18 protein-coding genes and 1 pseudogene are annotated in these 19,454 nt (G+C 67.6%); 9 read left to right on the top strand and 10 right to left on the bottom strand.

Annotated elements, in window-relative coordinates; genetic code table 11:
* Positions 1-92: 92 nt before the first annotated feature.
* Positions 93-1,403 carry a pyroglutamyl peptidase gene (locus tag AC3IYJ_RS01380; protein WP_489399489.1) on the bottom strand — a complete coding sequence of 437 codons (1,311 nt, stop codon included), beginning with the start codon at positions 1,401-1,403 and terminating at the stop codon, positions 93-95.
* A gap of 209 nt (positions 1,404-1,612) precedes the next feature.
* On the opposite strand from AC3IYJ_RS01380, the gene AC3IYJ_RS01375 reads away from it, so the two are divergent.
* The 6 genes from AC3IYJ_RS01375 to AC3IYJ_RS01350 all read left to right on the top strand — a co-directional run bounded on the left by AC3IYJ_RS01375 (position 1,613) and on the right by AC3IYJ_RS01350 (position 8,239).
* A complete protein-coding gene (locus AC3IYJ_RS01375; RefSeq protein WP_489399488.1) occupies positions 1,613-1,765 on the top strand; it encodes a hypothetical protein in 153 nt (50 codons plus the stop codon).
* Positions 1,762-2,964 carry an enoyl-[acyl-carrier-protein] reductase FabV gene (locus AC3IYJ_RS01370; protein ID WP_489399487.1) on the top strand — a complete coding sequence of 401 codons (1,203 nt, stop codon included), beginning with the start codon at positions 1,762-1,764 and terminating at the stop codon, positions 2,962-2,964. The genes AC3IYJ_RS01375 and AC3IYJ_RS01370 overlap by 4 nt, the downstream gene beginning before the upstream one ends.
* Positions 2,965-3,705: 741 nt before the next feature.
* Positions 3,706-3,990 (top strand): hypothetical protein, encoded by a 285-nt coding sequence (locus AC3IYJ_RS01365; RefSeq protein ID WP_489399486.1) that lies wholly within the window; start codon positions 3,706-3,708, stop codon positions 3,988-3,990.
* 891 nt (positions 3,991-4,881) lie between these two features.
* Positions 4,882-5,646, top strand: a complete 765-nt coding sequence (locus AC3IYJ_RS01360; RefSeq protein WP_489402649.1) for a CPBP family intramembrane glutamic endopeptidase — start codon at positions 4,882-4,884, stop codon at positions 5,644-5,646.
* Between the two features lie 457 nt (positions 5,647-6,103).
* Positions 6,104-6,613, top strand: coding sequence for a hypothetical protein (locus tag AC3IYJ_RS01355; protein ID WP_489399485.1), 510 nt, complete (start codon positions 6,104-6,106; stop codon positions 6,611-6,613).
* Between the two features lie 96 nt (positions 6,614-6,709).
* Positions 6,710-8,239 carry a flotillin family protein gene (locus AC3IYJ_RS01350; RefSeq protein WP_489399484.1) on the top strand — a complete coding sequence of 510 codons (1,530 nt, stop codon included), beginning with the start codon at positions 6,710-6,712 and terminating at the stop codon, positions 8,237-8,239.
* A 110-nt stretch (positions 8,240-8,349) separates the two neighbouring features.
* Here the strand turns inward: AC3IYJ_RS01350 and AC3IYJ_RS01345 are convergent, their stop codons facing one another.
* The 9 genes from AC3IYJ_RS01345 to tnpA all read right to left on the bottom strand — a co-directional run bounded on the left by AC3IYJ_RS01345 (position 8,350) and on the right by tnpA (position 15,901).
* Positions 8,350-9,915 (bottom strand): S1 family peptidase, encoded by a 1,566-nt coding sequence (locus tag AC3IYJ_RS01345; RefSeq protein ID WP_489399483.1) that lies wholly within the window; start codon positions 9,913-9,915, stop codon positions 8,350-8,352.
* A gap of 491 nt (positions 9,916-10,406) precedes the next feature.
* The gene (locus tag AC3IYJ_RS01340; RefSeq protein WP_489399482.1) at positions 10,407-10,907 is read right to left on the bottom strand and encodes an NUDIX domain-containing protein; all 501 of its coding nucleotides are present in this window, start codon (positions 10,905-10,907) and stop codon (positions 10,407-10,409) included.
* 150 nt (positions 10,908-11,057) lie between these two features.
* Positions 11,058-11,444: a terpene synthase family protein gene (locus tag AC3IYJ_RS01335; RefSeq protein WP_489399481.1), complete on the bottom strand. Its 387-nt coding sequence runs from the start codon at positions 11,442-11,444 to the stop codon at positions 11,058-11,060.
* 70 nt (positions 11,445-11,514) lie between these two features.
* The gene (locus AC3IYJ_RS01330; protein WP_489399480.1) at positions 11,515-11,829 is read right to left on the bottom strand and encodes a hypothetical protein; all 315 of its coding nucleotides are present in this window, start codon (positions 11,827-11,829) and stop codon (positions 11,515-11,517) included.
* Between the two features lie 82 nt (positions 11,830-11,911).
* Positions 11,912-12,166: a hypothetical protein gene (locus AC3IYJ_RS01325; RefSeq protein ID WP_489399479.1), complete on the bottom strand. Its 255-nt coding sequence runs from the start codon at positions 12,164-12,166 to the stop codon at positions 11,912-11,914.
* Positions 12,167-12,209: 43 nt separating this feature from the next.
* Positions 12,210-12,839 (bottom strand): Fic family protein, encoded by a 630-nt coding sequence (locus tag AC3IYJ_RS01320; RefSeq protein WP_489399478.1) that lies wholly within the window; start codon positions 12,837-12,839, stop codon positions 12,210-12,212.
* Positions 12,829-13,590, bottom strand: coding sequence for a hypothetical protein (locus AC3IYJ_RS01315; RefSeq protein WP_489399477.1), 762 nt, complete (start codon positions 13,588-13,590; stop codon positions 12,829-12,831). The genes AC3IYJ_RS01320 and AC3IYJ_RS01315 overlap by 11 nt, the downstream gene beginning before the upstream one ends.
* 174 nt (positions 13,591-13,764) lie before the next feature.
* Entirely contained in the window at positions 13,765-14,262 is a 498-nt protein-coding gene (locus AC3IYJ_RS01310) for a hypothetical protein (RefSeq protein ID WP_489399476.1), read from the bottom strand.
* 1,210 nt (positions 14,263-15,472) lie between these two features.
* Positions 15,473-15,901, bottom strand: a complete 429-nt coding sequence (gene tnpA / locus AC3IYJ_RS01305; RefSeq protein ID WP_489399475.1) for an IS200/IS605 family transposase — start codon at positions 15,899-15,901, stop codon at positions 15,473-15,475.
* Between the two features lie 23 nt (positions 15,902-15,924).
* Here tnpA and AC3IYJ_RS01300 point away from each other — a divergent pair, with 23 nt between their 5' ends.
* The 3 genes and pseudogenes from AC3IYJ_RS01300 to AC3IYJ_RS01290 all read left to right on the top strand — a co-directional run.
* A complete protein-coding gene (locus AC3IYJ_RS01300; protein WP_489399474.1) occupies positions 15,925-17,082 on the top strand; it encodes an RNA-guided endonuclease InsQ/TnpB family protein in 1,158 nt (385 codons plus the stop codon).
* A 490-nt stretch (positions 17,083-17,572) separates the two neighbouring features.
* Positions 17,573-19,114 carry a hypothetical protein gene (locus AC3IYJ_RS01295; RefSeq protein ID WP_489399473.1) on the top strand — a complete coding sequence of 514 codons (1,542 nt, stop codon included), beginning with the start codon at positions 17,573-17,575 and terminating at the stop codon, positions 19,112-19,114.
* A 157-nt stretch (positions 19,115-19,271) separates the two neighbouring features.
* Positions 19,272-19,387: pseudogene (locus AC3IYJ_RS01290) on the top strand (IS630 family transposase); the annotation flags it as partial.
* Positions 19,388-19,454 lie beyond the last annotated feature (67 nt).

The following is a 19,454-nucleotide window of genomic DNA, read 5'->3' as shown; positions in this document are numbered from 1 at the left end:
ACGACTCCGAGAGCAGGAGAGACCCGGCCTGCCGAGGTTGATCCGGCGCGATTGCGCCTGCGCTCGCACGAGCGCGACGCGGCTATGCAGCTCTACCGGGCGGACATCCCGCGGGGGGCGGAGTTCCGCAGCACCTCCAGCACCTCCGAGGAGATCGCGCTCTCGTTCTGCTCGAACGCCGCGCCGGTCAGCTCGTTCGGGTCGGCCGGCAGCCCCGTGAGCACGGGCGTGTGCAGGTGGCCTCCGGGCAGCCGGGGGTTCAGTTCCGTCCGGAGTCGGTTGGAGCGGTAGGCGACCTCGTTGGAGAGGTAGCCGCCGCCTCCGCCCGCAACGGCGCGGGAGCCGGGGGTCGGCCCGTCCTCGCGGTCCACCGGACTGTCCTGACCTGCGGGGATCTCGCTGACCGCGGTGTTCAGCAGCACCGGGTACGGGCTTTGGACAGCGGTCATGGCGTCGGTGGGGAGGGTGGTCCGAAGGAACTCCGCTCCCGGGCCGAGGCCCGGCGCCGTGACGGGGTGTGCGTACGTGCCCCCCGAGAGCGCATCGGCATTGTCCGGGTACGGGTCGGCCGACCGGGCGCGCCCTGCCCACGCCTCCAGCGTGAAGATCCCGGGATAGCCCTGGCTGATGCTCGTGATCATGTCGGCGGCGCGCGGACCCGCCGCGAGTCGGGGACCGTACGCGCGCTCCACGATCCCGGCGTCGAAGTCGGCGTAGCGCACGGGCAGGACCACGGCCCGGATCTCCACGGGGGTGCCGTCGGCGAGCGTGAGGCGGCGTCCGTTGAGCTGGAGGACCGAGGAGCCGGAGGGGTTGGCCCGGCGCAGTTCGGTGTCCAGGCCGAAGGGGTCGAATCCGCTGACGAACAGGCGCCGCACGCCGGGAGTGCCGCGGAAGTCGTTGCTGGTCAGACCCCGCGAGGCGTCCTCGAAACGGGTGCGCAGGGCCGACCGGTCCACCGCGAACCCAGGCTTCCAGTCGGCCAGTTGGACAGTCATCCGCAGCCGGGTCCAGTACAGCGGGCGGTCGTCTCCACTCGCCAGGTCCCCGCCGGGGCGGAGTCCTTGCGCCCGGTTCACGGCGGCCTGCCACAGCGACTCACCCCAGGCGTCGAGGAGCCGGCCCGCCTCGGCGGCGTCGCGCGCGGAGCAGAGCGCGGCCGGGAAGCGGCGTACGAACTCGCCGAACGCGGCCCGCTCTGTGAAAGCGGCGGTCCGTGGATCGGTGAGGCGCGCCTGCTCGGGGTCACGGGCGGCGGAGGGGTCGGCCGAAGACTCGGCCCCGCGCGAGGCGGCCTCGGCTCCGCAGGGGGGTGATGCGGCGGCGTGGGCGCCGGTGGGAGGCAGGATCGCGGTGACGCCGAGCAGGGCGGCGATGAGGGCCGCGCGACGGAAGATCATCATGCTATGTGACATTACATAGAGGGGAGTTGATGGGGCAGACGATTTCGGGGCAAGTGCGGAGCCGGGCGATTCACAGCCTGACCAACCAGGCAGTGTCAATGACGAACAGCACAACGACCGACCGCATTGTGCGTGAAGCCTTGTCATGAGTCGCCGACGCGACCATCGATACGATCTTCGAAGACGGGCACCTTGAGCAGGATTTCGGCGTGGACAGCCCGGCCCTGGCCGAGCTGCCGACCGAGCTCGAAGAGCGGCTGCCCGTCGTCATCCCGGACGAGGAGACCGGCCGCCTCTGCGTGGTCGCGGACCTGCGCGCTCTCCCCGTCCGCCTCGCACCCAGCGGAATGGACACATCGTGAGCCCTCGCCAGATCGAGCCGAAGCAGCGCGGATTCCTCATCGTCAACTCCCACCCCGAAGGGGCCGCACAGACCGTACGCCGGACCTGGGACGGCATTGAAGCCCGCACCGACGGCCGCAAGCCCGTCGCGCTCATCCTGGGACACTCCGCCGGCTACGGGCTCGCCACCCTCCTGGCCGGACTGCGCCAGCACTCCATCCGGGGCATCGGTGTCGCCTACGAGGCCCCGGACAACGGCCGCCGCACCGCGACAGCAGGCTGGTACCGCACCGCTGCCGCCGCAGAACTCGCCGCCGAAACCGGCCACGACATGCGCTTCGTGAACACGGACGCCTTCTCCACGGATGCCAAGACGCAGGTCATGGACCCCCTGGAACAGCACTACGGACCCGTCGACTACCTCATCTACAGCCTCGCGGCTCCCCGTCGGACCGACCCCGCCACCGGCACCGTCCACCACTCGGCGATCAAACCTCTCGGCGCTGCCTACGAGGCACCCGCGCTCGACTTCTCCGGGAAGGACCCGAAGGTCACCCGGGCCCGGATCGAACCCGGAACCGATGACGAGACGCGCGCGACGGTCGCGGTGATGGGCGGCGAGGACTGGGAGCTTTGGGTTCAAGCCCTGTCCGCCCGCGGCCTCCTCGCGGAAGAGTTCACCACCGCGGCCCTCACCTACGTCGGCTCCGAGGTGACCGCACCCGTCTACCGGCAGGGAACCATCGGCGCGGCCAAGGAACACCTGGAGGAGACCGCCCGCGGCCTGAACACCTCGGCCGCGCTCAAGGAGAAGGACGGCCGCGCGTTCACCGTCGTGGCCGGCGCCGCCGTCACCCAGGCCTCCAGCGCGATCCCCTCCATCGCCCTCTACACCGCCTTCCTCCACACCGTTCTCGGCGAGCAGGGCTTCCGGTCCACCGCCGAGCAGGCCGTGGACCTGTGGGACCAGCTGGAGGGACGCGCACCACTGCTCCTGGACGAGGTCGGACGGATCCGGCTGGACCGCTGGGAACTCGATGACCAGGTACAAGACCGCATCCGGGAACTGTGGGCGGATCCCGAGCGCGGCCTTGAAACCGCCCGGACCGGCGCCGACTGGTTCATGAGCCAGGTCCAGGAACTGTACGGATGGGGCCTTGACGGCGTGACCTACGGCCAGCCCATCGAGACCGACATCGCCTGGCCCGCACCGCGGTAGGCCACCGGGGCGTACGCGAGCCCGCCTGCGAGCGGTTCGCAGTCGCGGCCGACCTCGCCGACCGTTACGGATCACCAGCCGCTGGTCTCCAACGCGACCACCCGGCTCGAACGGGACCTGGACCGACAGAGGCTCGCTGACCACCGGGATGACCGCCTCCACTACCGCCAGCTCGACGACCTTCGTCTGGCGCTGTCGCCACTGCTCAACGTGCCGGACGCCAGGGCAGAGGATCTTTGAACCCGGGGCATGCAGGCGGTTCCAATACGCGACTCCACCCCTGCGGATGACTGAGGCCGGGAGGCGTGAGTCCGTCCAGGTGCCCTACGTGCTCTGCACTGAGGGGTCGTGCTTGGGCGGCATCACTCCGGGCCCGTCGCGTCCTCAGGCTCTCCACCCCCCTCGACAGCGTGCCGGCACCCTGAAGGCCTTCGCTGGTGATTGCTCCCGCCCGAGAGCGAAAGGTGCAACTCAAGACGAGCTGGATTGATTACCGTAAAGGCCGATTTCAGGACATCTCGACTGGAGGTCGGGAGGGGTGGCGCAGGCAACTCACCGTTGTGGAAAGCCACTCGAACTCACCTATTGTGGCTCACTATGCACATAAAAGGGATGAATGGGGCGTCATCCCAATCCGGGCGCCCACTCTCACCAGTGGCTCGATCTCCCACCGTCGGCCGACTTTGCATGTCACGCTACCGATCTTCCAAAGCCCCCAGCTAGCAGCACGAAGGAATCGACATGCGTACGTCCCTCAAGTTCATGGCAGCGCCCCTTGTCGCGCTTTCCCTGGCCTGCATTTCCTCGACCGCGATGGCGGCAGATCAGCCCAGCAGCAAGCAGGAGTTCTCAGGTACCTCGTTGGCGCCGACGGATTCCATCGCCCAAGCCCGCAAGGGAATGCGAGCGTTCGAGCTGGCCAACTCGATGAAGTGCACGGAGACCTTCCGTAACGCCTACGCCCTCCCCATGACCGGCCTGTGGGTGGGGCAGGTCTCGGCCACGTGCACGCCAGTAGAGGCGTAATACTCCAGCCGTAGATCGTGATCTCGGTGGTGAGGGGCGCCGAGGCGGCAGGTGGCCGGCGTCGATCACCTCGCCCGAGATCGCCCACGCCGTCGCGGACGTCGGCTCCTTGTCCGTCTGCCCGAGATTTACTGCTGGAGTACTAAGCAGGGGCGCGAACCGGCTGGCTGCCTGTGCCACCTTGGTGACGCAAGGGGCCGTTCCGCGGGTTCGGCAAGCGCCGTTGAATTCGGCGAGGTGTCACGGCTCGGCTTGAGGGGGTCCAAGCTGCTTTGCCGTCGGGGACCCGGTGGCCCTACAAATTCATTCAATGATGCCTTCGCACGCCTGCTTCCCGATCCTTTCCTGGAATCCTGATCCAGGGGGTCTCCTGACCCGGTACGCCAAGGCACTCGAGGCTCACGGAATCCGTTGCCCGTATTGACCCCTCCGCATCGCACCTGTGGCAGTAGGGCTTCGGAAACGCGGGTGATCGAGTCTCTCCCCGTCGGGAGGCGGACGGGGAGGGGCTCGATGCGGCTGCCGGAGGCGATCGACGAAGCGGCCGACGACGGCCTGCTGGAACGATCTTAGGACGGTCGGCTCTGTCGATGGGCCTATGGCCTTGTGGGAGACAGGGCCTTCGGCCCTCGTGGGGTGGTGTGGGTATTGCGAAGTATGTTCATCATGAACATGATCGCGGGCAGCCCTTCCCCCAAAGGGCGCCGCCGGTCCGGGCGCAGTGCCCGCCGGCGCCCCGACACCTCAGGGTGTTCCCTCCCCCCGGCTACCGGCTCGGCCGGGATTCCACTGCCTCGCGACAGCGAACGGCGGGTGAAGCGAGTCGACTTGATTCCGGTCGCGCGGTGGAGAGGCTTCTTCGAACGGCCGACCGTATGGAAGGCCGTGGTGATGACCGTGGCCTATCTGGCCTACTACTTGCTGGTCGGCCGTATCATCGGCGCCGTCTTCGGTTGTGAGGTGGACCAGGGCGACCTGCTGTCGACCGGCGCAGGCATCTTCTTCGGTCTAGTGCTGCCGATCGCGGTCGGCGCCGTGACCCTGGTCGGTTTCGCCGCCACCATCGGCTGGTTGCGTCGCATCTTCCGTCTGCAGGACGTGGTGGGGCGTCGGCCATGGATGTGGGTGGGTCCCGCGCTCGTGATCGCCGCGATCGTCAGTCATGCGGCTGGCACCCGCTGGAGCGGCTGGCAGCCGGAGCAGATCGCTCTCATCGCTCTGCTCGGCCTCTGTGTGGGCCTGGCCGAGGAGCTCGTGACGCGCGGCCTGGCCGTTCAGATGCTGCGCGGTGCCGGCCGTTCCGAGCGGTTCGTGATGGGGGTGTCCTCGCTCCTGTTCGCCCTCATGCACATGACCAACATGCTGTCCGGGATGAAGGTGAGCACGGTGCTCGTCACCGTCGTCTACGCCTTCGGCTTCGGGGTGTGCATGTACCTCACCATGCGGGTCACCGGCACCATCTGGGCCGCGATTGCCTTGCACGCCTTCACCGACCCGACGACGCTCCTGGCCGGCGGCGGGGTGGACGAGGCCGTCACCGGGCAGACCGGAGCGTGGTCGCTCCTCGCCGCGGCGGTCACGATCCTGATGATCGTCTTCTCGCTCGTTGCCGTCTTCCTGGTCCGCGGCAACCGCCCTGTCCCCGCGGTCGGCTGATCGTCAGGGCCCGGGAAGTGGATGCCGCCAGAGGCGGCGGGACGGCCCGGTCCACGACGCCGTCGTGAGCACTTCTTGGGGCCGCGGGCTGAGCACATCTCGTACGGGAAGCACTCGCGCCTGATTTCGAACACCGAGATATGCGGCGCGGACGGCGAGTGCAGTTGCTGCCGTATCCGAGGCTCGGCGAGCTGAGGTGTTGCAGGGCCGTGTGAGAACGACTCCGGGGCTGGTGTGCGGTCACGGACTCCGCGTCACGAGGGGAAACCTCAACGCGCCCTCGGCCGCCCCGTTCTCCTCCCTTCGGCCGACGATCCGGGACCTGTTGTCACAAGGCCCGCCTTATTGGCGGATTCACCTAATAGGGTGATTTTGATGTAGAAATTACATGCCTTGAGGCCGCGCTGGCCCCGGTGGTCCGGGGAAGGAGCGGCATCAGGCCGGTCAGGAGGCTGTCGTGGGTTGGTCTGTGGGTCTCGGCGTGGCTGGGATCGCCGTGTTGGCGGTGTCCCTGGTCTTCGACGGCTTCCTGGAGGGCGTGTTCGGTGACGCCCTCGCCGGGCTGTTCGACGGGTGGCTCTCGCTTCCCGTGGTAGCCGGCTTCGTCTCGATGCTCGGCTTCACCGGGGCCATCGTGCTCGGGTCCACGGGCTGGGGGCCCGCAGCGGCCACTGCCGTCGGCGCCCTCGCGGGCTGCGCGGCCGGCTGGCTGACGTGGCGGCTGAGCCGTGCGCTGCTCCGCGACCAGGTCGGCGCGGCCCCGCACCACAGTGAACTCCTGGGCTCACCGGGCACCGTGGTGACAGCCATTCCAGCGGTCGGCTACGGAGAGGTGCTCCTCAACCTGGCCGGGCAGCCGGTGAAGTACTCCGCCAGTGCCGAGGGCCCCCTGGCCCGGGGCACGCGGGTGTGGGTGGCGGCGACCCCGTCGTCCACCTCTGTGAGCGTGTGCCCCGTCGAGCACTGAGCCCAGTCGAGCACGAGCCCTCGTCGCCGCAGCGCCCGGCCGGCGCCATCCATTCGTCATCGCTCTGCCCCCAACGGGAGGCAGGAAGGATCCAACGTGAGTCCAGTGGTCGTCTCCGTCGTGGGAATCGTCGTACTCCTCGTCCTGCTCGCCCTCGTCGTCGTCACGCGCTACAAGGTCGCCGGACCCAGTGAGGCGTTCCTGATCACCGGCCGACGTGGCAAGAAGTCCACCGATCCGGAGACCGGGCGGATATCGACCGACAACAGCGGCCAGAAGGTCGTGGTCGGCGGCGGAGTGTTCGTCGTCCCCTTCGTGCAGCAGCGCTACACGCTCGACCTGTCCAGCCGCCACATTCCCATCGCGGTGCGCGGCGCGGTCACCCTGCGCGGCATCAAGGCCAACCTCGAAGGCGTCGCGATCGTCAAGGTCGGCGGCAACGAGGACGCCATCCGTGCCGCCGCCCAGCGATTCCTGCAGCAGCAGGACGGAATCGTCGGTTTCACGCAGGAAGTGCTGTCCGGAGCCCTGCGCGCCATCGTCGGCCGCATGTCGGTCGAGGACATCATCCGTGACCGCGCCGCCTTCGCGGGGCAGGTCGCCGAGGAGGCGGAGGCCAGCCTGTCCGGGCAGGGCCTGGTCCTGGACGCCTTCCAGATTCAGGACATCACCACGGAGGGCTCCTACCTGGAGGACCTCGGCCGCCCGGAGGCCGCCCGCGCGAAGCAGGAGGCCGACATCGCCGAGGCCAACTCCCGGCAGGCGGCCGAGCAGGCCCGTCTGAAGGCGGAGGAGGAGATCGCGGTCGCGGAGCGCACTCTGTACCTGCGACAGGCCGAGATCAAGGCCGAGACCGACGCGGCAGCCGCACAGGCCAACGCCGCAGGTCCGCTGGCCGACGCCGACCGTCAGCAGCAGATCCTCGCCGAGCAGGAGAAGGTGGCTGAGCGGCAGGCGGCTCTGACCGACCGTCAGCTCGACACCGAGGTGCGCAAGCCTGCCGACGCCCGCCGGTACCAGGCCGAACAGGAGGCGGAAGCGAAGCGGGTGGCCCGGGTCAAGCAGGCCGAGGCCGAGCGCCTCGCCGCGATCGCCGCCGCCCAGGGCGAGGCCGAGCGCGCCCGTCTCACCGGTGAGGGCGAGAAGCAGCGCCGCTCAGCCCTCGCCGAGGCGGAGGCCATCGAGGGTGCGAAGCGCGGTGAGGCCGAGCGCGCCCGCCGTGCCGCCATCGCCGAGGCCGTGCGCCTCGAAGGAGACGCGGAGGCCGCGGCCATCGCGGCCAAGGGTTCCGCCGAGGCCGAGGCCATGCAGAAGAAGGCCGACGCCTTCGAGACGTACGGCGACGCGGCGATGGTCCAGATGATGGTCGAGGCACTTCCCGGGATCGTGGCCAAGGCCGCCGAACCGCTGGGCGCCATCGACAAGCTGACCGTCATCTCGACGGACGGCGCGGGCAAACTCTCCCGTGCCGTCACCGACAACGTCGCCCAGGGCATGGAACTGCTCGGCGCGACCACAGGCGTCGACTTTGCACAGCTCCTGAAGGGCCTCACCGCCCCGAAGCAGGACCCGATCCCGGCGCAGTCCTCGTCCGGCGGCCGGATCGCCATCACCGAGGAGCAGTAGCCGCACTCGACGCTCCCGCCTTTGACGCCTTGTTCCGGCCACGGGGAGTCCGGCGGGTGGACGGCCGTAACTGCGGGGAGAGGAACGTCGCCCACCGGGCTACGCGGTTGTCAGCCGCGGGGGCGGGGGCCGACGAGGGTGCAGTCGGGTCGGCCGAGGTCGAGCTTGGAGCCGGCGGTGAGGCAGGCGTTGATCGTGCTGGTCTGCTGTCCGTAGCCTCGGCCCTTGACCGAGGTGACGGTGCCGTCGGCGGCTACCTCACAGGGGTTGTTGTCGGTGCACTGCTCGCCGTCGTCGTTGTGGGTGTTGTGAATACCCACGATGGTGGTGTTGTCGGGGGCCACGAGTGCGGAGCCGGACCAGCCGTGCAGGGGAGCGCAGTTGCCACCGGCGGCGTAGCGGATGGAGTTGTCCTGCTGGTAGCCGCCTTCTTTGAGGTGGGGTACGACAGCTTCGGCGGTGCAGATCTGGGGCTGGAAGCCGTTGGCCAGGCGCAGGGGGGCGCCCGCCTTCACCGGGGTGGAGGAGAGCTGGAAGACCTTCGTGCCCTTGGCCTGGAGCTGGGCGTAGGTCTGGTCCAGGCGGTAGACGGCGACGTCCGTTCCGGTCATCGTCGCGTACACCAGCCGGCTCGCGTGGGCGGTGGCCGTGGGATAGCCCTGCTGGTCGGCTATGGGCACGTTGCGGTCGGCGGGCTGATCGGTCAGCGCCGCCCCGGGAGCGGGCCGCTCGCCGTCCACGCAGTGGCCGTTGGTGAGCAGCAGGGCCGGGTCGTCCGGCTTGGAGGCCGGGGTGCGGAACACCGACCCGATGCAACTGCCCAGGTCCGCCGCGCCTTCGACATCGGGGACGACGTCGTCCGGGGGCACGTGGGTACCGGAGATGATGCCCTTGATCCAGTCGGCGTGCATGGTGACGTCGGTGTAGTGCGTCGGCGGGTGCTCGCCTTCGCCCGGGCCGCTGACGACTCCGGCCAGCGCCCACTGGCCGTTCTCGTGGACGAGCGCGGGCCCGCCGGAGTCCATGTTGGACGCGGCCACGCTGCCGTCCCGGCTGCCGACGCACAGCTCCGGGTACTGGTCCGGCGTGCTGCCGCATGCGTCCTTCGGCTGGACTTCGGTGTCGGCTTCCACCAGCCGGGTGGGGAAGCAGGACGGGTTGTCGATGTCGTCGCAGGTCATGCCCCAGCCCATGATGCGCACGGGGGCGCCGATCGCGGGCCGGGCCGAGGCGATCGGTACGGGCTCGGCCTTCACCGGGGTCTTCAGGTGCATCAGCGCCAGGTCCCGGCCCCAGAAACCGTCCTCGTCGAAATTGGTTGCCAGGCGGTAGTAGTGGTCCACCTCGGACACCTCGCCCCCGGTGGTCGTGTCGAGTGATCCGACGCGGACCTTCCAGCCCTTGGGGACACCCGCTTTGGCGCCGGTCGGGTTCTTGCCGGCGCAGTGGCTGGCGGTCAGCACCCACTGAGGTGCGAGCACTTCCACCCCGCACCCATGGTGGTCCGGACGGGGAGGAGCGGGATAGGAAGGCTGGAAGGAGCCCATGAACGAGTAGGCCTGCGCCGACTCGGTACCGCCGACAATGGCCTGGGCGGGCACAGCGGCCAGCAAAGGCGCGGCCAGCCCGACCGCGGTCGCGGCAGCTAAGAATGAGATACGGATCTTTATGTGCATTCGCGGCACTCTATGCATCGTCTGTGAGTGCGATATAACCATCTTGTTTGGTTTTACGGCCGATTTCGTATCGACTGGGTATCAAGCATCCTCAAGCTCTTTGACGGAGGGGACTGTAAATCGGTGGGCTCTGTTCCGTAGCCGGTGGTGGCGCCGTGCAGCGATCACTGGAGGAGGAAGCGGTGGCGAAAGAGGTAGTCGCCGGCGCTTGAGGGCGAAGCCATCGACCGTGTAGCGCGGCGCTGGTGACGATCCAGCAGTCCCGGGACCGTTCCGGTCGGCACCGATGGCGCGCGGCGGCGGCCGTTGCGGCGGCCGTGGGAGACGCGCGTTTTCGCGGGTGGCTTTGTAGGTGGGTTTCAGGAACATCTGATGCTCAACGGCGGGAACGCCCGGTTCCACGGGAGAGCGATGTTGCCGAGTTCTGGGAACACCTCGGTGCTTGCTCAACAGTCCTTGGGCTGAGGGGACCGATCGAAGAGGCGAGAAGGTCAGGACTGCGCGGTCCGAAACACGCGATACCGGCTGAAGGCCTCGTGGCTGTCGGGAGTGAAGCGCCACTCCGACAGGGCTGAGTGAAGCTCGGGCTCGGTCAGCCAGCCATGCCAGGCGACCTCATCGGGATCGCAGGTCACAGCGTCCGGAACCACGGCTTCATGCACGCCGAGCCAGTGAGGGCTCAGGCCGCTGCGGTTGATGAACGTGAACAGCAAGCGCGGCAGGCCACGAATGCCCAGCTCTTCGGCCAGCTCCCGCCCGGCAGCCTGCTCATAGGATTCACCGACACCCACTGCGCCACCGACCATGACCTCATAGAGCCCAGGGAAGCGCGACAGCTGCTCCGACCTCCGGTGGACGAGGAACCGGCCACGCTCATCACGACACAACGTCGAGGCGATTCGATGCAGCCAGCCCTCCCGGATCGCCTGTCGACGGGTGACCACCCCCAGGACACGATCTTGACGGTCGACACGCTCCACAAGTTCATCCACGAAACACACCCTGGCAGAACCCACTGACAACGCCGCTTCCCGGCGAACCGTTCTCAGAACTCGACAACATTCTGGACCCGCTTGATCAACATCTGTTGCCCGAACTCGGCATCAAACGTTCCTGCGTTACACCTACGAAGCCATCGCGGGTTACTGCCGCCCGTGGTCGTTGTAGCGGAGGGTGAGGGCGCGGGCTTCGAGGGCGAGGTAGCGCTCGATGAGCCGGTCGTGGTCCCGTTGGAGGCGCTGGATGGCTTCGAGGGCGGTCATGCCCTGTTCGCGCATCAGCAGGACGGCCTGGTTGCTGCTCTCGCCCTGGGCGAGATCCTTGTCCAGGGAATGGGCGTCGTTCTGAACGACGACAGTGTCCGCACAGACCATGCGCAGCTGGTGAACGGTTTCACTCAAGGCCAGCGGGAAGGCGAGCCCCTGGCCTTCCGCGGTCTCACCGAAGGCCAGGGAGGGCCGGATCCCGATCGCGTTGCGGCGCACCTCCACCACGTGCTCGATAACGGCCGCTTCGGGTGTGCGCCGCATGTGTGCCTCCAGACGTAGGAGTACAGGTACGTCGCCGTGTCCTGCGCGAAGCCGGTCTGCCAGCCCGATGTCATCCCATCCGGCTGCGCCCGCACAGGTCCGCGAAAGCCCGGACCAGGTCCCGAGCGTCGGGATGCGCGTATCCGGCGAGCCGGTCGAACCGCGGCCTGTCCAGTCGCCGCACCGCTTCCTCACCCACCACGATCTCGGCGTCCTGCGGCATGGCCCTCGGAGGCCGTCCGTTGGGCGTTCCCACGGCCGGCGGAGGTCCCGCGCGAAGGCAGGCGAGACGGAGTTGGGCGTGTGCGGCCAGGACGATCCAAGTCCAGGGGTCGGCCTCGGCGGAATCCCGGAGCTTGGGACGGGTCCAGCCGAGCGTCTGCACGAGCAGCCGGAACCTGTGCTCAACGTCGCACCTGCGCAGGAACGCCTGTCAAGCACCGACCGCGATGATCGGCAAGGCGCCTTCAGGGGCGCCCCAGGCCGCCCGGCTGGGTCAGCCGTGGGTGCGCAGCCGGTCCCAGGCCCTGCGCGGTCGCGGCTGCGGTCCCGTACCTGTCGGTGCCGGTCACGGTCACAACCGTCGCCCTACCCCAGGTCTCGGGGCGGCCGAAGACGAACTCGCCGCCGTGTTCGGGCGGGCGCCCTCCCTGCGGCGGGCAGATCCATGGCACCGGGACCGGTTTGCGCATCACCCGGTCCCAGCGGAGCCGGCCCAGCACCTCGACGGGCAGGTCGGCCAGGAGGTGGGTGATGCGAGGCCACTCATCGTGCGGTTGCCCGACGGTGAGTGGCGCGGATCAGCGCGGTGACCAGAGCCGCCAGGTCGAGAGCGCCGTCAGGGTCGTCCGCGTAGCGGGTGGTCTGCAGCGGCCCCACTTCGTCCAGGCGGACTCCTTCCCTCTCCAGGACGTGGGCGAGGACCAGCAGTGCCAGGCGGGCATTGCCGTCCGGGTAGGGGTGGAAGAAGGCGACATCGAGGTAGGCCCTGGCCGCGCGGGCTGTCAGAGGAACCGTCGGGGCGGCGCTTTGGTGCAGGCAGGCGGCGAAGTCCTGCCATGTGCGGGGCGTGAGCCCGTACCGTTCCCGGCCGCCCTTGGCGAAGGCGTCGCTCTCGCGCAGGCCCACCTCGTTCACACCGAGGACCAGACCCTGCCAGTCTGCGAGAAGAGCCGGGGTGAGCGGTTCTCCCCGCGAGGCTGCGATGCGGGACAGGGCCATCACAGCGAGCAGCCGGTCGGCACGATCCGGGTCGCGAAGGCGGACCGGACCGTCGAACCAGGCAGCGAGTCCGTCGACAGCCGGGCGCACCGATGCCGGGCCTACGCTCGCGGCCGAGGACCAGTCGACCTGCTCCCTGACCTCGCACCACACGGCCAGCGCGTCATCGCTCACGATAGAACCCTCGGCCGGTCAGGCGAACCGCCAGGTCTTCTCCAACGGTGTCGACCAGGGTCGTGGCAGGCGCAACATGGCTCTTGAACCGGCCGCCGATAGCGGATTCCACCGCCTCCCGCGCTTCTTCCGATTCCATGCCGGTGGAGGCGAGGTACCAGGTCAGCGTCCTCTCGCAGATCCCGTACCAGGACGACTCGGCGTGGGTGCTGTTGACGACCGCGGTGACCAGGCGGGTCACCGCGCGTTCCACATGCCAGCTGCGCTCCTCGGTGTCCGCGTCGGGATGTGGTGCGAGCTGCTCGAACCGCTCGGCCATGTCCTCCAGCCAGTCGCGCCACTCCAGCAAGCAGGTCACGACGCGTTCGGCGGTCTCCTGCGCTTCTGTCACCGAGTGCGACTCGCAGCACCAGGATTCGACGGGGCCGCCGTTGTGGACCGAGCGCTCCCAGCCGCAGGCCCACCGGCCGTAACGGGACACCAGGAGTACGGTGACCTTGTCCATGAACCGATAGCCCGCCACCTGGTCGGGATCGGCCGCCCGGTCGGCCTCGGAAGGAACCATCGGGACGACGAGCGCCGTCAGTCGTAGCGCCTCATCGTCGTCCCAGTCGAAAGGGTTCCGGTTGGGGTCAGCAGCAGCCCAGGGCAGCGACCAGACTCGTTCGATGTGGATGGACGTGGCGGACCCCCGTAGCCGGACATGACGGAATAGCTGACCGATCATGCCCGGCAGGTCGAGACCTGTCACTCCAATTTGCTGGCCCTGCCGGTCGGCTGCCTCCACCCGCCCGGCGGCACGCTCACGTGTACCCGCCTGAGCACTTACCTGGCTCCGGCGAGATGTCCTTAGCCGGTTCTGCTTCGGCGGGCCTCAGCTCAGGTCGGGAATCCCACTCCGTTCGACGGCGGTGCAGCTGGGCGATCAGTGCGGCTCGGTGGCACTGGGGTGGGATTTCGGCAGGCGGGACTTGGCGATGTTGCGGATGCGCCGGGTCCGGCCGTCCTCGGCCAGTGTCGCCAGGGCGGTCACGGCGGAGGACTCTTCTGCGGAACGGAGCTGAAGCCAGTTGGAGGCCGCGAATAGGGTTTCGGCGTCCCACGGCTCGTCCAAGGTCATGGCCCGCAGCAAATTCCACTCGCGCAGGCGCCGGGCGGAGAAGTCGTCCACCGCCACGGGGGCGGTCATCTCCAGGCACCAGGAGGGACAGCCGGGCTCCGTGAGCAGTTCAGCGGCCCGTCGGTCGAGGTACTCGCATACGGCGCTGTTCGCCATCCCCGTATCGGGGTCGGTGAGCACGTGGGTGACGAGGGCAGCCGCATGTTCTGCGGGTACTTCGTCGAACGCCCTGCGGTAACGGGCGCACCGCACATGCTCGTTCGGTTCCCAGCACGGATCGTCAGCTGACACCGCGTCGCCCAAGATCACCATTCTCCTTTCGGCTGGAACCCTGGAAACCCTTGGGAGCCCTCCCGCAGCCGTAGCGGCTGAGCATCCATCGAACCAGGACGATCTCCGGCTACGAAAATCTTGACGGAGCCACTTACCTGTCTACGCCGACAGGCTCAGCTCCACGGAGACAGTTCCCTCCGCATCAACGTCGGGCGGCGCCCGCTGAGAGGCCGTGCACGTCCTGAAGTGATGCGTCAGCCCGAGGTGGCCGGCCGGTCGTCGAAGGCGAGGGCGCCTTCGGATGCAGGTGAGCACCCGGGTCCCAGCCCGGGGTGCTCACCTGCATGCCGTCCGCATCGCCGTACTCGGCTACCTCAGCCCGCCGCATACGGGACCACCCTCGCGGCCTTACCGCCACACCAAAGGCGTCCGTCAAAGCGGAGCAAGCTCAACACTCGCGTCCTCGCAGGCCATGGAGACCTGCTGCTGATACGGGATCAGATCATCTCAGTCGCTGAATAGCCGAGGTGACTTCCGCTGCTGAGCCGGGGGCGTTGGCGGCACATGCATGGTCCCTGCTGTCGTAGGCCCCTGGGTCGCATGTGCAGAAGGCTTCGAGTTCCAAGGACAGGGGGATACCTGCAGATCGATGTCGTGGCAGGGGTCGAGGGCGTCACTGGCGAGGCTGGCCAGAGCGCCGAAGAGGGCGGCTGAGACGATGGCCACGACCACGGCTCCGATTCCGGCGGTCACGACCCCGGTCGCGGCAGCGATGGCTGCCACGGCAGCACCGGTGCCGCCCCAGATGACCGCTCGCGCTGCGGACTTGCTCAGCGTGACGGTGACGTGCCAGGAGTCGTCCGTATCGCCTTCCCCTCGCGAGGGTTCTCCGGCAGTCTCCGGGGAGCTCTGCCTCATGCGTCTCGGGGCAGGCGGACGAACTTGCTGGCCGCGGCCTTGTCGGACCGGTTCTGTACGGGGACGTCAAGGATGTCGCCGCCCTGGTCGACGGCCCGGCACCGGCACTTCCGCGCACTGTTGATCTTGGTGAACCCCTCGCCGAAATGCCACTTGCCGCTGGAGGCAGGGGCGCTGCCGGCGCAAGCCGATGGCGTAGGTCCGCCCGAACTTCAGCATGATCTTGCGAGGAACCCCGGGCCCTTTAGGCCCGGGCGGAGGAATCGCATCCTGGGGCCGGAGGCGCGGAGCGCCGGAGTGCTTTGCGTCTCCGTCTTGACGGTCAGTCGGGTCGCTTCTGGTTCTCGGTGTACTCCTTGATGATGCTCAGCGGTGTGCCGCCGCAGGACGAGGCGAAGTAGGACGGCGACCAGAAGTGGGCGCCCCACAGGTACTTGCGGATGTGTCCGGGGAACTCCTGGCGGAGCCGGCGTGCGGAGACTCCCTTGAGGGAGCCGGCCAGTCGGGACAGGGCGACTTTCGGCGGGTAGTGGACGAGCAGGTGCACGTGATCGCGTTCGCCGTTGAACTCGACCAGTTCGGTCTCGAAGTCCGCGCATACCGAGCGCATGACCTCTTCGCAGCGCTCAAGGATCTCGTCGGTGAAGGGCCCGCGCCGATACCTGGGCGTGAAGACCAAGTGGGCGTGAAGGGTATGGACGACGCTACGACCCCTGCGGATATTGGGGTTTGGCTCCCATCGTGGTGACATAGATCAATGCTACGATCGACGGTATGAAGATCGTGACGCAGGTGAAGCTGATGCCGGAGGCCGACCAGGCCGCCGCGCTGCGCTCCACCCTGCGGACAGTCAACGAGGCTGCCGACTGGGTGTCGGCGGTCGCGTTCGAGCACGGTGTTCCGCGTGAGTACGAGCTGCGCAGGCACACCTACGCCGAGCTGAAGGCGCGGGGGCTGGGGGCGCAGGCCGCCCAGCACGTCATCAAGAAGACCCGCGACGCCTACACCGCGCTCAAGGCCAACATCAAGGCCGGGAACCTGGGCAAGCCCGGGTCGAAGCGCCGGGTCAAGGCGGAGTCGAAGCCGGTCACGTTCCGGCCCGAGGCGGCACAGCCGTGCGACGACCGGTGCCTGTCCTGGCAGTACGACGCCGGGACGGCGTCGATCTGGACGGTGGCCGGGCGGCTGAAGAACGTCCGCTTCGTCTGCTCGGCGGACGCGCTGAAGATGCTGCGTGAGCACCGCAAGGGCGAGTCCGACCTGATCGAACGCGACGGCGTGTTCTACCTGATCGCGGTCTGCGACATCCCCGAGCCGGAACTGTACGAGCCGGACGGCTTCGTCGGCGTGGACCTCGGGATCGTCAACATCGCCACCACCTCCACCGGCTACCGTGCCGCCGGCCGGGGGCTGAACCGGCACCGCGCCCGGCAGCTCGAACTGCGCCGCAAGCTCCAGGCCAAGGGCACCAAGTCCGCGAAGCGTCTCCTTAAGAGGCGCTCGCGCAAGGAAGCCCGGCACACCGCCAACATCAGCCACGTCATCTCGAAGACCATCGTCACCACCGCTGAACGCACCGGCTCCGGTATCGCCCTGGAAGACCTCACGGGCATCCGCAGCCGGGTACGGCTCCGCAAGGCCCAGCGGACCCCCTTGCACTCGTGGAGCTTCCACCAACTCGGCACGTTCCTTGAGTACAAGGCGCGCCGGGCCGGGGTGCCGCTGGTGTACGTCGATCCGGCGTACACCAGCCAGCAGTGCTCCGAGTGCGGCCACATCGACCGGAAGAACCGTGTCGATCAAGCAACGTTCGCGTGCGGGTCCTGCGGGACCTACATGCACGCGGACGACAACGCGTCCCACAACATCGCCCGCAAGGGCGCAACCGTGTGGACCGCGGGGCGTGAGTCACGCGTCCCTGCCACCCCATAAGGGGTGTCTGGACGGAGGAGCCCACCCAGCAGCCAGCTGGGCGCTACCTCCAAGCCCGGTCCTTTAGGGCCGAGTCAAGTTGACGCATCGGCGTCGGTCCGTCTCATAGGGCACGATCAGGCCCCGCCCGAGCGTCAGTTCCTCGTCCTCGCGGAGGCTGAGGGGGATGCGGAAGTGCAGCCACACGCAGTGCGAGATGAGCTCGGCCGGATAGCGGTGGCCTTGTGCGACGCCGCCACGTCCGACACGGGAAACTCCCCTCCCCGGACGCCGGGAGGCCGAAGATCATCTCGGGCGGCCGACCGGGCCGAGAGCGCCCTGATTGCGGCTCGGTGCGGCTCTGCGGGGCGACGTGGCGCCCGATGATCGTGTTAGATTGACACGCCGCCAGATATTGTACTGGTAAAGCAGTTGCCATGAATTGGAATAGTAAGTGCCTGAATTAGTAGTGCAGAACACTCGCCGGGTTCGCCTGGCATCGTTTTCCCTGGTGGCGATTTCCGCCGCCTTGGCCTTGGGTTTGATGGTGGAAACATTCCCCACCCCTGCCGTGGCTGCCCCGTCCGTGGAGGGCGGGGAGGTAGTGTTGACGCAGCAGGTTGCGCTCACTGGGTATCACGGCGTGAAGCCCGGCGACATGAGTAAGGTTACGGGCGGCATCAAGCGGCCTGCGGGCTCCGCCGGGAACGACAGCGCGGAGTGGAAGGCGTTTTACCTCGGCGAGTCGGTGCAGCACGCCGCGGAATACACCATAGGAACGGACGGCATGTCTGCCGGTGGAGTCGTGAAGGTGACTCTTCCCTTGGATGTGACCGTGGCGTCCGTTTCTATTCAGCAAAACGCTGATGAATCCAGGGAAGCCTTTGAAATGCGCCGCCTTGGGAAGATCAAGAATGAGCTCGGAGTTCCAGAGGGGCAGCCGCTCATGGATGCCCTTGGGGAAAAGAGAACCGTCCTCAGGATGGATGACGGAACGGGCCGGAACGAGATCATCGTCCCTTGGAGCATGGCGGAACGGGGGACCGCCCAGAAGGTGATGGAATTTTCGCCTGGGACGAAGGGGGTGGATCAGGCCTTCCAGGTCATGAATTCACTCCAGTGTGAGCCGGTGATGCGCAGGAAGCGGTCCGCTGGGGCGGCAAGGGCTTGCGCCGGGATTGACTGGGATAATGTAAAGAAAAATTCCAAGGAATCCATTGGCAAAGTACTCCAGGATCAGGAGCACGTGGCCAAAATGCCCTCCCGATCTGCTGATGGACTGACTCGGGCGGAGGCCCATGAAGTGGCGAAGCTGGCTCATGCCAAGGTTCGTGAGCTGAGTGGTGGACATGTTGCAGCTGGCGCGTTTGGTGTCGCCACATGGGCTGTGGGTCTCTCGGAAACGCTGAAGAGTGAAAATGCCACCACTTTGGACAAGGTGACCGCGGCCGCGGCCATTGTTCCGGGGATCGGTCCGGCGCTCGGCCTGGCCGACGGCATTGAGAACGATGATACGGAAGCGGTTGTCACCAATGCGGTGATACTCTCTGCGCTGGTGATTGCACAAGTGGTGCCTGTGGTGGGCGAGTTGGTGGATACTGCTCTCATTGCTACACAGGTGACTGAAATACTGATCGGGATCTTTGAGCGGGCCAGCGCAGAACCGCCTATGCCGTCGCAGCTTCAGGGCGCTCTCCCGCTGCTGGCGACGCCGCAGGTTTCTGCGTTCTGCACACCTGACCAGGGCACCATCATGTGGGACACGTGGGATTATCTGCCGAAGGGCACGCAGATGGTCGTACAGGAGCGGGGCGGTGACACGGTCTCCGTCTCGCCGGATTCCGGAGCGTTCGAGGCCAAGCCGGGGCCGCTATTCAATATCATCGCCTATGATGTTTTCTATCGAGTGCGCACCAGCCAGGGTGAGATCCTTGAGTCCGCGAAGCGCACGGCCGTATATTTCCAATCCCACGGGCTTCTCTCGCATCCGCATTACACCATAGATTGCCGGGCGAATGTCGTTGAAGAGGAGTGGGCGTCGGGAACCCGATAGTCGCTTCCAGGCGACACGTAGAGCGGCCGCTGAGCCGGAAGTCGGCTTAGACCGGCGTCGCCCGTGGGCCGGGGGCTGACCAACCGTCAACTCCAGCTCTGCTGCAGCGTTTCGGCGCGACCAGGCTGATCCACCGGCTCGGGTCAGCCCGTAGGTGGCGGAGGTAGAGGGGCCGGGGCGGTCGGCGGGGGCTATGCCTGTTTCGAGGACGAAGCGGGCTTCACCCGCCGGCCGCCCAAAGGACGGACCGGGGACTTGGGTAGTACCTGTTTGTGAAGCGCCCATGCCAAGCAGTCGTCGCGGTGAGTGGTTCACTTGCCGGGATAGCTTGGGGGTGGTC

This window comes from Streptomyces sp. GL_140 (genome assembly GCF_057834465.1).
Note: the sequence above shows the minus strand (reverse complement) of the source record. Positions and strands in the feature narration are given on the sequence as shown.

What these genes read in the sequence shown, in the direction of transcription:
- AC3IYJ_RS01335 (WP_489399481.1), bottom strand. Translation starts at nt 11,444, where the DNA reads ATGCGGCGCACACCCGAAGCGGCCGTTATCGAGCACGTGGTGGAGGTG.
- tnpA (WP_489399475.1), bottom strand. Translation starts at nt 15,901, where the DNA reads ATGTCACCACGATGGGAGCCAAACCCCAATATCCGCAGGGGTCGTAGC.
- AC3IYJ_RS01380 (WP_489399489.1), bottom strand. Translation starts at nt 1,403, where the DNA reads ATGATGATCTTCCGTCGCGCGGCCCTCATCGCCGCCCTGCTCGGCGTC.
- AC3IYJ_RS01300 (WP_489399474.1), top strand. Translation starts at nt 15,925, where the DNA reads ATGAAGATCGTGACGCAGGTGAAGCTGATGCCGGAGGCCGACCAGGCC.
- AC3IYJ_RS01365 (WP_489399486.1), top strand. Translation starts at nt 3,706, where the DNA reads ATGCGTACGTCCCTCAAGTTCATGGCAGCGCCCCTTGTCGCGCTTTCC.
- AC3IYJ_RS01345 (WP_489399483.1), bottom strand. Translation starts at nt 9,915, where the DNA reads ATGCACATAAAGATCCGTATCTCATTCTTAGCTGCCGCGACCGCGGTC.
- AC3IYJ_RS01360 (WP_489402649.1), top strand. Translation starts at nt 4,882, where the DNA reads ATGACCGTGGCCTATCTGGCCTACTACTTGCTGGTCGGCCGTATCATC.